Raw genomic sequence first — 15,436 nt, 5'->3', positions numbered from 1 at the left:
TGTCGCAGTCGGCCGCTAAGCTTGGTGGGCGTGACCAAACACATCTTTGTCACCGGCGGGGTGGCGAGTTCGCTGGGCAAAGGGCTTACGGCCGCATCGCTGGGGCGTTTGCTCAAGCAGCGGGGTCTGCGGGTGACCATGCAGAAGCTGGACCCGTACATCAATGTGGACCCGGGCACCATGAACCCCTTCGAGCACGGGGAGGTGTTCGTCACCGACGACGGCGGGGAGACCGATCTGGATCTCGGCCACTACGAGCGGTTCATCGACGAGGGCCTCACCAAGCTCTCCAACGCCACCACCGGCTCCATCTACTCCTCGGTCATCGCATCGGAGCGCCAGGGGGAGTATCTGGGCAAGACCGTGCAGGTTATCCCCCACGTCACCAACGAGATCAAGAACCGCATCTCCAGCCTGGTGGCCGACGATGTAGATGTGGTGATCACCGAGATCGGCGGCACCGTCGGCGATATCGAGATCCTCCCCTTCTTGGAGGCTATTCGCCAGGTGCGCCTCGACGTGGGGCGGAGCAACGTCTGCTACGTCCACGTCACGCTGGTGCCCTTCATCGGCCCGACGGGCGAGCAGAAGACCAAGCCCACCCAGCACTCGGTGACCGAGCTCCGCAGCCGGGGCGTTCAGCCCGATGCCATCGTATGCCGCAGCGAGTCGCCCATCTCCGATGAGTTGAAGCGCAAAATCTCGAGCCTGTGCGACGTTGACGTGTCGGCGGTGGTCAACGCGGCCGATGCCGACAGCATCTACGAGATCCCCCTGGTGCTCCACGACGAGGGCCTCGACGGCGTGGTGTGCGACATCTTGCGCCTAGAGGTTCCCGAGCCTGATCTGGCCGGCTGGCAGGTGCTGAATCAGCGGATCTCCCTGGCCCAGAGAACCGCTCGCATCGGCCTCATCGGCAAGTACGTGACGCTGCAAGACGCGTATCTGTCGGTGGTGGAGGCGCTGAACCACGCGGCCATACATCACGGCGCGTCGGTGGAGATCGAATGGATTCAGGCCGAGAGCGTGGAGGGCCTGATGGTCGACAGCCTTTTGAGCGGATTGGACGGCATTGTGATCCCCGGCGGGTTCGGCGAGCGGGGCATCGAGGGCAAGATCAATGCGGCCTCCCACGCTCGGGAGAACAACATCCCCTGCCTGGGCTTATGCCTGGGCTTGCAGGTGATGACCATCGACTACGCCCGCAACGTTTTGGGCTTGGCCAACGCCCATTCCAGCGAATTCGACCCCCGCACCCCGTGGCCGGTCATCGACCTGATGGAATCGCAGCGCGGCATCACCGACAAGGGCGGCACCATGCGACTGGGGGCATGCATGGCCAGGCTTCGACCGGGCACCAAAGTTGCCGAGGTATACGGCGCCGAAGTGGTCTCGGAGCGCCACCGCCACCGCTATGAGTTCAACCCCAAGCTCCGCAGCCGCTTCGAGGGCACCGACTTCGTGCTCGCCGGGGAGTCGCCCGACGGGCTCCTGGTGGAGTTCATCGAGCTGAAAAGCCATCCCTGGTGGGTGGGAACCCAGGCCCATCCCGAATTCAAGAGCCGCCCCGATCGACCGGCCCCGCTGTTCTGCGGCTTGGTGAAAGCCGCCCTGGACCGCAAGGACACCAGCGTGACTGCCGATCAGGGCGGATTGTCCCGATCGGGGGCAGAAAACGGGCAGGCCCCAGAGCAGGTCGAGGCGGTGGCCGATGCCTCGCCCGCAGCCCATCGCTGAGAGGCAGCGCGACGGTGGCCGATGGGAGCCGCTTCACGCCGGTCGGAGAACGCCAGGGGTGGCAGGGGCGGGTGGTGTCGCTGGCCGTTGCGGAGATCAGGGCGCCCGACGGGTCAATCCATGAGAGGGAGATCATCCGCCATCCTGGAGCTGCGGTGATCGTGCCCCTCGACGGCGAAGAGGTCATCATGATCCGCCAGTATCGAGCGGCGGTGAACCGGGAGATGCTGGAAATCCCCGCCGGGAAGCTGGACAGCCGGGATGAGCCCCCCGCGCACACCGCGCGACGGGAGCTCGAAGAGGAGATCGGCAAACGAGCCGGCCATCTTGAGCTGCTGGCCGTGTTCCACAACTCGCCGGGGTTCTGCGACGAGGAAACCCATTGCTACCTGGCCACCGAGTTGATCGACGCCGACCGCCATCCCCACGGTATTGAGGAGGAGCACATGGCCATCGAGCGCATAAGGCTGGCCGACGTTCCCGACCTCGTGGCCTCCGGCGAGCTGATCGATGCCAAGTCGATCATCGGCCTGATGCTGGCCCGCGAGCGGCTGGGGTGAGCAACCTGTGCCGCCGTCGGTGAGCGCAGGGAGCGGGGTTGAGGAGTTCTTGGATTGGCTGGTGCTGGAAAGAGGCCGCGCCCCCCGCACCTGTGAGGCCTACCGTCGAGACCTGAGCGGCTACTGCGAGGTATTGGCCACCCGGGGTCGCAGCCCCGAGACGGCCGGCGAGGAAGACGTCTTGGCTCATTTGCGCCATCTGCAAAGCCGGGGGATGGCCCCGGCATCGGTGAAGAGGACTATGACCGCGGTGCGGACGTTTCACCAGTTTCTGGTGGTGGATGGTTTGCGGGACGATGATCCCTGCTCCCATGTGGAGCTCCCCAGGGTGCCCACCGGTGTGCCGAAGGCGCTCAGCGAGGCTGAAGTGGACGCCATTATGGACGCCGTGAACGGCATCGACCGGGTGTCTCGAAGGGATCGGGCCATATTGGAGGTGCTCTATGGCACAGGCATGCGCATCAGCGAGCTAGTGGGAATGTCGCTGAGCGATCTGGATATGGGCGAGTCCATGGTGGGGGTTGTGGGCAAGGGGCAAAGGGAGCGAATCCTGCCGGTTGGCCGGTGTGCCCATGAGGCGCTGACCGCATGGCTGGTCCCCGTTGGACGGGGGGAGATGGAACCTGAGCGCTGGGCATCTCGTCACGATCAGGAAGCGGTCTGGCTCAACCAGCGGGGACGCCGCCTGTCGCGGCAAGGGGCCTGGGGGATAGTGAAGAAGAGGGCTCAGCAGGTGGGGCTGGGCGCCAAGGTCTCCCCCCATGTTTTTCGCCACTCCTGTGCCACCCACATGCTGGACCACGGGGCCGACATCCGAGCGGTGCAGGAGCTCTTGGGCCATGCCTCAATCAGCACCACGCAGGTATACACGATGGTATCCACCGAGAAGCTGTGGGAGGCCTATCAGGCCGCTCACCCCCGGGCGGTGCTCAACCGGTGAGCGCCGGCGCCCATCTGGTTCGGCGCTTCTCGCAATCGCTTGCCGATCGAGGCCCCGACCCCGCAGGAGAGGCCTGGTTGCTGGGGTTGCTCAACGATGCAGAGGCGCAGCTCTATCGCCAGATGAGTGCGGCCGACCGCAGCCACTCACTGCGCTCGGCCAAATGCCCCGCGCTGGCCGGCGATGACCAGCGGGTGGCCGCGGCCCTCCACGATGTGGGAAAGATCCAGGCTGGCCTGGGAACCTGGGCCCGCGTGGGCGCAACGCTTGTGGGGGCGCTCTTTCCCAGTGCCCTCCTGGGCCGGTGGGCCAACTATCGGGAACACCCCCGCCTGGGTGCGGCAATGCTGCGCGAGGCGGGCAGCGCCGAGCTGGCGGTGGTGTGGGCGGCGGAGCACCACCTTGCGCCCAGAAATTCCTCCCTGCCCGGTGAGGTGGCCGCTGCTTTGGCTGCCGCAGACTGAATATCGGGCCAGTAGGCTTCTCTCCGTGCGCACCGAGATTCCCAAGATCATCAGCGTGGACGACCACTTGGTGGAGCCCGCGCACTTGTGGCAGAGCTGGCTGCCGGAGCGGTTCAAAGAGCGAGGGCCGCGGGTGGACCGCCGCCGAGTGGGGCCGATCACCTATATCGGCGGGGCCAAGATGTACACCTATGAGCTGGACGCAGAAGACGGTCCATGGGGCGATGTCTGGTTCTACGAGGATCTGGTGTACCCCAACAAGCGCCATGTGGCCGCGGTGGGCTTCGACCGCGACGACATGGAGGCCGTGCCCATAACCTTCGACGAGATGCGGCCGGGGTGCTACGACCCCAAGGCCCGGGTGGCGGACATGGAGATGAACCATGTGGAGGCGTCGCTGTCGTTCCCCACGTTCCCCCGATTCTGCGGCCAGACCTTCCTCGAAGCCGACGACAGGGAACTGGCCCTGGCCTGCGTGCAGGCCTACAACGACTTCATGGTCGAGGAGTGGTGCGGCGACTCCGGCGGGGCGCTCATCCCATTGGCCATCATCCCGCTGTGGGATGTGGAGCTGGCCAAAGCCGAGGTGGAGCGCAACGCCGCCCGGGGCTGCCATGCGGTGTGCTTCAGCGAGATCGCCCCCAATCTGGGCCTGCCCAGCATCCATACCGGATACTGGGACCCGTTCTTCGCCGCCTGTCAGGACACCGCCACCGCGGTGTGCATGCACATCGGCTCCTCGTCGGTCATGCCCGCGGCCTCGCCCGACGCCCCGCCGGCGGTGGCCGCCTCGCTCAGCTTCAACAACGCCATTGCGTCGATGAGCGATTTCCTGTTCTCCGGGGTGCTGGTGCGCTTCCCCCGGCTCAAGCTGGCCTACTCCGAGGGCCAGATCGGGTGGATCCCCTACATCCTGGAGCGCTGCGACGACGTCTGGTCGGAGCACCGGGCCTGGGGCGGGGTGAGGGACATCGTGCCCGAGCCGCCGTCCACCTACTACTACCGGCAGATCTTCGGGTGCTTCTTCCGCGACAACCACGGTTTGAAATCGCTGGACGAGGTGGGCGTGGACAACGTGACCTTTGAGACCGACTACCCCCACACCGACACAACGTGGCCCCACACCAAGAAAGTGGCCGAGGACATGATGGGCCACCTGCCCCCCGATGTGGTTTACAAACTGGTGCGGGGCAACGCCGCCCGCCTCCTCAATCTGAATATCGACTGACGAGGGCCCCGCGCTCTCAGCTTGGAGCTCGGCGGGCTCCTCCCACTGGTGCCCCTGGGCAGGAACGACGGTGCCAGGGGCGTAGGGGCGCGGTGGCGGCTGTTGGCGGTGCTGTTGCCTGTGGTGGTGCTGGTCGCCGGGCTGGTGTTGCGCTGCCCGACAATACGCCGACCGCTGAGGCCCACCAACTCGACTGTGAGCCACACGACTAAGGCTGTCACGGCTACAACTACGTCCATACCCACCCGATCATCACTATTTCCGGGGGCCGCGCTTGAAGCCCTGGGTAGCAATCTGAGCCCAGGAGGTGGACATACCGAGCGCATTTCCGATCTCTTTGAGAGTCCGCCCCTGGCGGCGCAACCGGATGGCTTCGGCCACCTTCTCACCCTTCGAGGAAACTCTGTCGGTCATCTGTCGGGTCGGATCATCTGGTGCCACACCGGGCGTCTCCGTCTGCTCAGCGGCAGCTTTAAACACATCCAACATGTCGGGGGCCTCGAACAGCTCGCGGCCGCGTTGCTTGCCGCGCAGCGGCGCGACTATTCCTGCGGCTACGAGCCGGTCGGTGGCCCGGTAAGCAGTTGGGAGAGGAATGCCCAGCTGGGCAGCCATGCCCTGCACGGTGAACACGGGCATCTCGGGTAGGTGTTCTGCAATCCTTCGGGGAGCTGATCCCCTGCGGCTTCTGAGCTTCTTGTCCCATCTGCTGGTAACCGTGTCGATCCGCGTTATGAGCCCCTCTGCGTAGTCGCAGGAGGATTCCGCTGTGGAGGAAAAGAGCGACACCCACGAATCAAGCGACTCTGTTTGAGCGAGCGATCCCGCCGCACCCTCGAAGCGGGACGCGGCGAGGGCATCAATGTACTCGTCTCGGTTGAATGCGAGGACGGCGCTGATCGGCGGGGTGGTGTAGCGAGTGATGCCGCCTTTGCGGAGGATGGTCTGGACTAGAGCTCGGCCGGCTCTGCCATTCCCATCACGGAACGGGTGAATCGACTCGAACTGGACGTGGGCAACCGCTGCCGCGGTGGTCGGTGGTGTTGATGTACTCGAGCAGGTCGTCCATCAGCTCAGGGACTTTCTCAGCGGGAGGGGCGACATACTTGGGCGGGGGGTAACCGCCAAGCACCCCGCCGATGCGGATCCAGTTCGGCCGTAGATGCCCGCCCAATTCGGGCTTGGACGTGTGGTCCATCAAGGTGGAGTGAATCGAGAGCAGATCGTCCAAGGTGATCGGCCTCTTTGCATCCCCGATCTCGGTGGCGAGACGGGTGGCAGCGATGTTCCCGAGGGCCTCGTTGGCGGGGTCGTCGTGGGGGTCTCCGCCGTTTCGGATTACCGCCTCGGCCCTAGCCACCCTCCGCAAGGATGGGTTCACGTCCTCAATGGTGCTGGAGCCGACACTCTCGGACCTTTGGAGCACCCAGCCGACGCGAGAAGCGGAATCCCCGTGCTGCTGCTCGAGCTCGTTGATCGCGGCCTCAGCTGCGCGGGCAGCGCTGTCCCAGTGGGGGAGAGTGGCCAAACCGGGAGTGAGGAGCGGATCGGGATGGTATGCGGCGAAACTCCCAGGGGGATGTTCCAGCTTCCGGGCAGCGTTCTTGGACAGCGGAGGGATTTCCTCCGTTGGTATCTGATGGATGGTGTAGCGGCCCACGACCTCATGGTATCCCGCCCATCAAGTGAGAAAATTGGAAATAGTTTTCTCACTTGATCCCGTCGAGATTTTGGGACAGAAATCCGCCCTCTCGCTGCCATGTGACACCGGCGGCAGTTCCCGCGCTCAAACAGACACTGGAAAGGGCTCAAGAACACAGTCCGCAAGGGAGAAAATTGGAAGTAATCTTCTCACTTGTTGATCAACACTGCGCTCCCCACAGATCGCGACAGAGAAACCGATGGGAAACCATCGCAGATCGTCATTGGCGATCAGCGCAACATTGATTGGCAGAGTTTCCCCTGGATATCGGGATTCTTGACGGGCTGTCTCCACCAGCCGCGCAATGGGACGCCCCCGTCGGCATACGGCCGCGCCCGCCAATAGCGCCGGATGCTTTGCGGCGCAGCTGGAGTGAGTTTTGGGAGCCGACTTGGCACCCGAGCGCCCCGCCGAGGGGGCGTAGCACCTCTCTCCGTTTGCTGTGGTCCCAGTGCCGAGCCTCGCTTATCTGCTCGGCCCCTAGCCGTTGAATAGATGAATCGTCCGGGCGACGAGCTCTGACTGCTCTTGGGCATGCACGGCGGCGCTGCCGGTGGCCGGGCTGGACGACTCGCTGCGACTGGCCCCGATGATCTCGAACCGGTCGTCCAGAGCGTCGTGGAGATGCCCTTTGGCGTAGTTCCAGGGCCCCATGTTCTGGGGCTCTTCTTGAAGCCAGGCAATCTTGTCGGCGTTGGGATACCGGCTCAGGGCATCGGCCAGGGCGTCGGCCGGCCATGGGTAGAGCTGCTCCGCTCTCAACACGGCGACGGCGGCGCCCGCACGGTCGCGCTCGGCCAGCGCTTCGTGGCAGATCTTGCCGCTGGCCAGCACGACACCGGTCACCTGATCGGGCGGTGGGCCGCCGGGGTCGCCCAGCAGCGGCGAGAACTGGCCGCCGGTTAGCTCTGAGACCGGCGACCGGGCATCTCGGTGGCGTAGCAGCGATTTGGGGGCGAACAGCACCAGAGGATTGCGAGGCCGGCGTTTGGCCTGGTCTCGGAGCAGATGGAAGTACTGGGCCGAGTTCGACAGGTTGGCCACCCGGATGTTGTTCTCGGCCACCGACTGAAGGAACCGCTCGATGCGCCCCGAGGAGTGCTCCGGGCCTTGGCCCTCGAAGCCGTGGGGCAACAACATGACCAGCCCGGAGCGCTGGCCCCACTTGTCCTCAGCCGACACCACGAATTGGTCGAGGATGATCTGCGCTCCGTTGACGAAGTCGCCGAACTGGGCCTCCCACAGCACTAGGGCCTCGGAGTCGCCCACCGAATAGCCGTACTCGAAGCCCAAGGCCGCGTACTCCGACAGAAGCGAGTCGTACACCCACAGCCTGGTGCCGCCGCGGCCCAGCTCGGCCAACGGGCAGTGCTCCCGAAATGATTCGCTGCACACAAGGGTGCTGTGTCGGTGCGAGAACGTCCCCGGCGCGAGTCCTGGCCGGCCAGGCGGATCGACGTGCCGTCCTCCAGCAGGCTTCCGAACGCCAGCGCCTCCGCCAGCCCCCAATCCACGATGCCTTGGGCCATCATGGCGTCTCGTGCCTCGAACTGCCGGGCCAGCTTGGGGTGCAAGACGAACCCCTCGGGCACCGACGCCAGCGTGTCGAACACCCTTTTGACCTGCTCGTTCGACACGGCGGTGGGCACAGGAGGAGCCGTTGGCGGAGTGGGGCCCGACAGGTCCCCCGAAATGGACAGATGGAGCCGCCTGGCGCCTGCGGGATCGGTTCCGGCGCCAGCTTCGGGGGGAGCGCTCGGGGTTTGCTCCCTCGTCTCCTCCAGCGCCTGCTGGAGCTTGGAGCGGAAGTCGTCCATGGACTGTTCGGCCTCTTCGAGGGTGATGGTCCCGCGCTTGACCAGCGATTCCACATACCGCTTGCGTACCGAGCGGTGGCTTTCGATCAAGCGGTACATCTCTGGCTGGGTGTAGCTGGGGTCGTCGGCCTCGTTGTGCCCTTGGCGGCGGAAGCACCACATGTCGATCACCACGTCCTTGTGGAAGTGGTTGCGGTAGTCCAGCGCCAGTCGGGCTACTCGAGCGCAGGCTTCGGGGTCGTCGCCGTTGACGTGGAAGATGGGCGCCTGGATCATCTTGGCCACGTCGGTGCAGTAGTAGCTCGAGCGAGCCGCGGCTGCGGTGGTGGTGAACCCCACCTGGTTGTTGATCACCAGGTGTACTGTGCCCCCGGTCAAATAGCCCTGGATCAGCGACAGGTTCAGAGTCTCGCTCACCACTCCCTGCCCGGCGAACGCGGCATCGCCGTGGACCAGCAGCGGCAGCACCGGGTAGCGGTTGTCCGAGTCGGCGGCCTGGCCTCTGACCAGCCCGCTCACCGGGCTGTGCTCGCTGTGCTCGTGGCCGATTCGATCGAGGCGGGCCCGGACCATGCCCTCGACCACCGGGTTCACCGCCTCCAAGTGCGAGGGGTTGGCGGCCAGCTCCACCGGGATGCGGTTCCCGGCCATGCTCTCGAACTCAGAGGTCATCCCCAGGTGGTACTTCACATCGCCCGACCCCTGGGTGGACGACTCGTCCAGGTTCCCCTCGAACTCGCCGAAAAGCTGCCGGTAGTCCTTTCCCACGATGTTGACCAGCACATTGAGCCGTCCCCGGTGGGCCATTCCCATGATCGCCGATGCCATGCCCAAGTCGGCGGCCCGGCCCAGCACCGCGTCGAGCACCACAATGGCGCTCTCGGCCCCCTCTATGCCGAAGCGCTTCTGGCCCACGTACTTGGTGTCCAAGAAGCGCTCCAGGGCCTCGGCCGCGTTCAGCCGATCTAGAATGTGCAGCTTCTCGTCGAGCACCGGGGCGAAGCTGAACCCCTCCACCTGTTCTTGGAGCCAGCGCTTCTCCTCCGGTTCCTGGATGTGCATGTACTCCACGCCCACTGTGCGGCAGTAGGCGTTGCGCAACACCCGCAGGATCTCTCCCAGCGGCATCTTGCCGTCCGGCTGGCCCAGGTCGAGGCCGCCCAGCCCGGTGGTGAGGAACTCCCGCTCGAGATCCCAGATGGTGAGGCCGTAAGTGGCGGGGTCGAGCTCGGCGTGCATCTCGGGTTCTTTGGCCGAGAGCGGATCCAGATCGGCGATGAGATGGCCCCGCACACGGTGCATGTTGACGAGGGCGCTCACCTGCATCTGCTTGGTGATTCCGGCACTCTCCCGGTCGAGGGGCAAGAAGTCGGGCCGCCAGCGCACCGCTTCGTAGGGCACGCCCGCCTGTTTGAATATGTCCTCGTAGAAGTTGTGCTTGCCCAGCAGAAGATCGTGGAGGGCGCCCAAGAACATGCCCGACTCCGCACCCTGGATTATGCGGTGGTCATAGGTGGAGGACACGGTGATGACCTTGGACACCCCCAGGTCGGCGAGTGTGCGGGAGTCGGCGGCCTGATAGGCGGTGGGGTAGTCGATGGTGCCCACGCCCACTATCACCCCTTGGCCGGGCATGAGCCGGGGCACCGACTGCACGGTGCCCAAGGTGCCGGGGTTGGTGATGCTCACCGTGACTCCGGCGAAGTCGTCGGGGCTCAGGTCGTTGGTCCGCACTTTTCGGACCATGGTGGCGTACAACTCGACGAATTCGGGGAAGGTCAAAGTGTCGGCCTCCGGGATGCACGGCACCAACAGCGAGCGGGACCCGTCGGTTTTCGCCACGTCCACCGCGATTCCCAGGCCGATATGGTCGTGTCGCACTAGCCGAGGGCCGCTTTCGTCGGCGAGGTAGGAGGAGTTCATCGCCGGCATGTGGTTGGCGATGGCCTGCACCACCGCGTAGGCGATCAGGTGGGTGTAGGAGACCTTGCGTCCATCGGTGCGCCCCAGATAGCCGTTGATCACCTGGCGGTTCACGTCGAGCAGCTTGGCCGGGATCTCCCGGAAGCTGGTGGCGGTGGGAATGGCCAGACTGGCTTCCATGTTCAGGGCGATTCGGGCGGAGGCCCCCCTCATCGGCCGGCCGGGCAGAGGCTCGGGGGCTTCGGGCTCTTGGGGAACGGCTCTAAGCCGGGGCGCCGACGCCCCGGCGTCGGCAAGAGCCCGGTCGGGACGGTAGTCGGAGAAGAAGTCCTGCCAGCTCTCGCTCACCGATGCTGGATCGGCCAGGAATTGGCGGTGCATCTCATCTACCAGCCACGCGTTCTGGCCAACGAGGGTTTCAGCATCAGGCTCCATAGGGCGAGAGTATAAGGACCCCGGGGTCTCCTGGGCCGTTCCCCTTCGGCCAGGGCCCCCATCGCGGGCCTCGGCCATTCGATGAGGCCGCAGCCACCACACCGCCATCGACGGCACACCCTCGTCGCGCGTACACAACCTCTATGGGTATTACATGCGTGTCAACTAGGGTCTCCCCAATGCGGCTGGCCACCTGGAACGTGAACTCGCTCAACGCACGCCTGCCCCGAGTGCAGGAGTGGCTGGAGCTGGCCGACCCCGACGTTGTGTGCATGCAGGAGACCAAGATGGCCGAGGATGCCTTTCCCGGCCTGGCCTTCGAGGCAATGGGATACCAGTGGGCCCATCACGGGCAGGGGCGCTGGAACGGGGTGGCCATCTTGAGCCGGGTGGGGCTGGCCGACCCCGGCAATGGCTTCGCCGACGGTCGGGAGGCCGACCCCGATGCCCGCATCGTGTGGGCCACCTGCGCCGGGGTGCGGGTGGCCAGCGCCTACATCCCCAACGGCCGGGAGCTGGGCCACGACCACTACCGCTACAAGCTCGACTGGCTGGGCCGGCTCCGGTCTCATCTGGAGGCCACTGCTGATGCCGCCGAGCCGGTGGTGGTGGCCGGAGACTTCAACGTGGCCCCAGCCGACAACGATGTGTGGGACATTGCCGCCTTCGAGGGGCTCACCCATGTGAGCGCGCCCGAGCGGGAGGCGCTGGCCGCGGTGGTGGATTGGGGCCTGGTGGACGTGTTCCGCCGACGGTGGCCCGACGACGGCCTGTACACCTTCTGGGACTATCAGGCGGGGCGGTTCCACAAGCGCCAGGGGATGCGCATCGACATGGTGATGGCCTCCGAGCCGCTGGCCCAGAGGGTGACCACGGTGCTCATGGACCGCAATGCCCGCAAAGGGCAAAAGCCGTCGGACCATGCCCCGGTGGTGGTGGACTTCGATTGGGAAGAAGCCGCCGAGAGCGGATGAGGATGCGGCCGGTGGTTTGGGAGTTTGAGGGGTGATGGGGATGTGGTCGACGGTGGCCGCCACGGATCCGGCAGGCCACGGCCATGACTTGCTGGTCTTTTGGGTGAACATCCTGGTGCTGGTGGCCGCCTCCCATCTCTTCGGTCTGGTGATGAGAAAAGTGGGGCTGCCCTCGGTGGTGGGGGCGCTGCTGGCCGGGCTGGTGCTGGGGCCGTCGGTTTTCGGGGTGGTGTGGGAGTCGGGCTTCGAGTGGTTCTTGCCGGAGATCGGACAGGGCGTGCAATGGACCTTGCTGGCCGCGGTGAGCTGGGTGGGGGTGGCTCTTTTGTTGGTGGTGACCGGGTTCGAGACTGATTTGGGGCTCATCACCAAGCTGGGGCGGTCGGCGCTGCTGGTCACCGCGGGCAGCCTGGTGGTGCCGCTGATCGGCGGCGTGGTGGTCGGCCTGTTGCTGCCCTCCCTGTTCTTGGGCGAGGATGCCGAGCGGCTCACGTTCATGCTGTTCGTGGCCCTGGCGCTCGCCGTGTCGTCCCTGGCGGTGGTGGCCAAGATCCTCAGCGAACTGGGGCTGATGCGCCGGGACTTCGGCCAGATCACTGTGGCCGCGGGCATGGCCAACGACGTGATCGGCTGGATCATGCTGGGCGTTTTCACCGGCTTGGCCACCTCAGGCGGAGTGTCGGCTGGGCAGGTGTTGGCCACGCTGGGGGGGATCGCGGCCTTCGGGGTGTTGGCCCTGACTGTGGGCCAGCGGCTGGTGGACCTGCTGTTGCGGCAGGTGCGGCGCACCGGGGGCAGCCTGGCCGCTGCGCTGGCTGTGGCCGTAGTGACCATGCTGGTGTTCGGAGTGGCCACCGAGTGGCTGAAGGTGGAAGCGGTATTGGGGGCGTTTGTGGCCGGGGTGGTGCTGCACCGGTCCCGGTTCCAGCACGAGGATGTCATCCACCACCTGGAGGGTCTGACCAACGCCCTGTTCGCGCCGGTGTTCTTCGCCACTGCCGGCTTGCAGGTAGATCTCCGCTTGTTGAACAACGCCGAGGCCCTCTGGTGGGCCCTGGTCGTGCTCGCGGTGGCCATCGTCTTCAAGTTTGCCGGGGCCTACGGCGGCGCCCGCCTCGCCGGCCGCACCCACCGGGCGGGACTGGCTCTGGGGGCCGGGTTGAACGCCCGGGGAACGTTGGAGATCGTCATCGCCACGGTGGGATTGAGCGTCGGGGTGTTCAGCCCCACCGCCTTCTCGGTGATCGTGCTGGTGCCGGTGCTCACCTCGCTGTTCGCCTCGGCCACCCTGCGGGGAGTGGTGAACAACTGGCAGGGCACCCCCGACGAGCAGGAACGGCTGGGGCGGGAGCAAGCGCTGAGCCGCAACCTGGTGGTGCGGACGTCGCGGCTGCTGCTGCCCAGCCGTGGGGGTCCCGAGTCGATTGCCGCGGCCCAGGTTCTGCATTTCGCCTGGCCGATCGAAGCCGGGGCAACCGTGCTCTCGGTGGGCGACCGAGACGCCGAAGTGGATATCACGCCACTGCGCAACGTGCTGCACGACCGGGCCTTGGAGCACCGGCGGGTGCGCGGAGAAGATCCGGTGCGGGCCATAATCGATGAGAGTCGGCTGGGGTTCGGCGTCATCGGGCTGGGTGCTCAGGACTACGCCGACACCATTCAGGTGATCTCGCCCCTGGTGGACGGGGTTTTGTCAGAGAGCCCCATCCCGGTGGTGGTGGTGCGCCGGGCGAGAGACCAGGACCGGCCTCTGCCGGGGGCGTTTAGCCGGGCTGTGGTGCCGGTAACCGGCAGTCCAGTATCGCGTGCCGCTCAGGAGGTGGCCTTCAACCTCAGTGTCCAACTCGGCACTGAACTACACCTAACCCACATCAACACCGTAAGGAGCGAACCCGCGGGGCTGCCGTCGCTGTTCAGCCGCCGGATGATTGCCCGCAGCGGCTCCATCGTGGGCGTGCAGATGGTAGCCCAGGCCGAGATGCTCGCCATTGAGTTGGGGGCAACAACCCGGACGGTAGTAATGGACGGCACCTCTCCGGCCGAAGAGATTTTGAAGCTGTCACGGGACATCGAAGCTGATCTGGTGGTCATGGGGGCCAACCTCCGCCGAGTTGGAGATCGCCCGTTCTTGGGTCACCGGGTGGAGCAGGTGCTTCGCGATTGCGATGCCACCGTGGTGGTCGTGCTCATCCCGTTTGATCTCTAGGCGGCGTTGAGGATGGCGTTCAGGTAGGGGGAGGGGGAGCGGGCGACTGTTCGGTCGGTGAAGGACCGCTCCGCCGCCCAGTGGCAGTGCAGCTCTCGCTCGGCCCTGGTGATGGCTACATAGAGCAGCCGCCGCTCCTCTGCGACCTCGGCCGGCGTCTGAGCCCGGCTGATGGGCACCAGGCCCTGCTCCAGGCCTGCCAAGTGGACGATGGGCCACTCCAGCCCCTTGGCGGCGTGAAAAGTAGCAACATCCACTGCATCAGCTCCATTGGCCAGGCCGTTTCCGGCGTCGGACCCGCTGTTGTGCAGGTCGATGCGAACCCTGTAGGGGATCTCTCTATGGCGGAGTGCTGCGGTCAGCTTGACGGTCTGGGCATTGGTTCGGGCCAACACCGCCATCGACGACCAAGCCGTCTCCGGACCCTTGTCGGCCCGCAAAGCCCGGGCGATGGCTGAGGCCTCGTCGGTGTCGTTGGCGTGGGTGGTCACCGTTGGCTGAGGCCCGTCTCGGCAACGGGAGACCAGCGTGGCCGCTCCCGCGGGGAGAACGGCGCGGCCAGCGGCCAGAATCTGCGGAGTAGAGCGGTAGTTGTCCACCAGGTTGAGCAAGTTTGCGCCTGGGAGCCAGTGGTCGAACCGCTCGATGTAGTCGGCTTCGGCGCCGTTCCATCGGTAGATTGCCTGGTTGGGATCGCCCACCGCGCACAGGTCGTTGCGCTCCCCCAGCCAGGCTCGCAACAGGTCGAATTGGAGCCGGTTCACGTCCTGGAACTCGTCCACCAACAAGTGCCGGAACCGCCAGCGGCGGGCTTCGGCGAAATCGGCGTCTTCATTCAGATCCCGCAAGGCCAGGATCAAGATGTCGTCGAAGTCCACCACCCGCCGCTCGGTCTTCTCTTCCTCGTATCGCTGGTAGAGGTCGGCGACCAGTGCGGGTGCCAGGGCCGACCGGCGACGCATCCGCCCGGCATCCCCCCCATAGCTCTCCGGGGGTATGCGCCGGGCTTTGGCCCACTCGATTTCTGCGATCGCGTCGGTCAACTCGGCCTTGCCCAGCCGTGTTCCGGATTTCTTGGCCGCCCGGGCCACCAGCCCCCGCTTGTCGTGAAGCAGCTCGGGAGGACGAACCCCCCGTTCTGCCCAGCGGGTGCGCAACTGAGCCAATGCCGTGCTGTGGAAGGTGCCGGCGCTCACCGTGCCCCGCAACCCCAGCCGGGCCAAGCGATCTCGCAGCTCGCTGCCCGCCTTGCGGGTGAACGTCAGCGCCAGCGTGTGCTTGGGGTCGATGGCCCCGCCGCCGGCCTGATAGGCGATCCGGCGGGTGAGCACCCTGGTCTTGCCGGTGCCCGCCCCCGCTCTGATGCAAAGCGGAGTCTCCGGTACCTCCACGGCCGCCCGCTGCCGCTCGTTCAGCCCCTCCAAGAGCCCTTCCAACACGCTCACTCCAC

The 15,436-nt window shown here is 65.8% G+C and carries 11 protein-coding genes and 1 pseudogene; 7 read left to right on the top strand and 5 right to left on the bottom strand.

Annotated elements, in window-relative coordinates:
* The first annotated feature begins 30 nt into the window (after positions 1 to 30).
* The 5 genes from ACOGXA_RS08335 to ACOGXA_RS08315 are packed head-to-tail and all read left to right on the top strand — an operon-like array spanning position 31 to position 4,929.
* A complete protein-coding gene (locus ACOGXA_RS08335; protein WP_419926799.1) occupies positions 31 to 1,737 on the top strand; it encodes a CTP synthase in 1,707 nt (568 codons plus the stop codon).
* A gap of 14 nt (positions 1,738 to 1,751) precedes the next feature.
* Complete coding sequence (locus tag ACOGXA_RS08330; protein WP_419926798.1) at positions 1,752 to 2,297, top strand: NUDIX hydrolase; 546 nt, start codon at positions 1,752 to 1,754, stop codon at positions 2,295 to 2,297.
* Between the two features lie 19 nt (positions 2,298 to 2,316).
* Positions 2,317 to 3,237 (top strand): site-specific tyrosine recombinase, encoded by a 921-nt coding sequence (locus ACOGXA_RS08325; protein WP_419926797.1) that lies wholly within the window; start codon positions 2,317 to 2,319, stop codon positions 3,235 to 3,237.
* Positions 3,234 to 3,701, top strand: a complete 468-nt coding sequence (locus ACOGXA_RS08320) for an HD domain-containing protein (protein ID WP_419926796.1) — start codon at positions 3,234 to 3,236, stop codon at positions 3,699 to 3,701. The genes ACOGXA_RS08325 and ACOGXA_RS08320 overlap by 4 nt, the downstream gene beginning before the upstream one ends.
* 25 nt (positions 3,702 to 3,726) lie before the next feature.
* Positions 3,727 to 4,929, top strand: coding sequence for an amidohydrolase family protein (locus ACOGXA_RS08315; protein WP_419926795.1), 1,203 nt, complete (start codon positions 3,727 to 3,729; stop codon positions 4,927 to 4,929).
* 255 nt (positions 4,930 to 5,184) lie between these two features.
* Here ACOGXA_RS08315 and ACOGXA_RS08310 read toward each other — a convergent pair whose 3' ends face one another.
* From ACOGXA_RS08310 to ACOGXA_RS08295, 4 genes and pseudogenes are all read right to left on the bottom strand, one after another.
* Positions 5,185 to 5,925: a Fic family protein gene (locus ACOGXA_RS08310; protein ID WP_419926958.1), complete on the bottom strand. Its 741-nt coding sequence runs from the start codon at positions 5,923 to 5,925 to the stop codon at positions 5,185 to 5,187.
* Positions 5,909 to 6,589, bottom strand: a complete 681-nt coding sequence (locus tag ACOGXA_RS08305) for a Fic family protein (RefSeq protein ID WP_419926794.1) — start codon at positions 6,587 to 6,589, stop codon at positions 5,909 to 5,911. The genes ACOGXA_RS08310 and ACOGXA_RS08305 overlap by 17 nt, the downstream gene beginning before the upstream one ends.
* Before the next feature lie 522 nt (positions 6,590 to 7,111).
* Complete coding sequence (locus ACOGXA_RS08300) at positions 7,112 to 8,026, bottom strand: hypothetical protein (protein ID WP_419926793.1); 915 nt, start codon at positions 8,024 to 8,026, stop codon at positions 7,112 to 7,114.
* Between the two features lie 86 nt (positions 8,027 to 8,112).
* Positions 8,113 to 10,752, bottom strand: a pseudogene (locus tag ACOGXA_RS08295) (multifunctional oxoglutarate decarboxylase/oxoglutarate dehydrogenase thiamine pyrophosphate-binding subunit/dihydrolipoyllysine-residue succinyltransferase subunit); the annotation flags it as partial.
* A 233-nt stretch (positions 10,753 to 10,985) separates the two neighbouring features.
* Here ACOGXA_RS08295 and ACOGXA_RS08290 point away from each other — a divergent pair.
* Together ACOGXA_RS08290 and ACOGXA_RS08285 are read left to right on the top strand one after the other, a co-directional pair.
* On the top strand, positions 10,986 to 11,780 hold the full coding sequence (locus ACOGXA_RS08290) for an exodeoxyribonuclease III (RefSeq protein ID WP_419926792.1): 795 nt from the start codon (positions 10,986 to 10,988) through the stop codon (positions 11,778 to 11,780).
* Between the two features lie 34 nt (positions 11,781 to 11,814).
* Positions 11,815 to 13,986, top strand: coding sequence for a cation:proton antiporter (locus ACOGXA_RS08285; protein ID WP_419926791.1), 2,172 nt, complete (start codon positions 11,815 to 11,817; stop codon positions 13,984 to 13,986).
* Here the strand turns inward: ACOGXA_RS08285 and ACOGXA_RS08280 are convergent.
* Positions 13,983 to 15,431: an ATP-dependent helicase gene (locus tag ACOGXA_RS08280; RefSeq protein ID WP_419926790.1), complete on the bottom strand. Its 1,449-nt coding sequence runs from the start codon at positions 15,429 to 15,431 to the stop codon at positions 13,983 to 13,985. The genes ACOGXA_RS08285 and ACOGXA_RS08280 overlap by 4 nt on opposite strands.
* Between the last annotated feature and the right edge of the window lie 5 nt (positions 15,432 to 15,436).

It is taken from the genome of Candidatus Poriferisocius sp. (genome assembly GCF_965208475.1).
In the GTDB taxonomy this organism is placed as follows: Bacteria; Actinomycetota; Acidimicrobiia; order Acidimicrobiales; family Bin134; genus Poriferisocius.
Note: the sequence above shows the minus strand (reverse complement) of the source record. Positions and strands in the feature narration are given on the sequence as shown.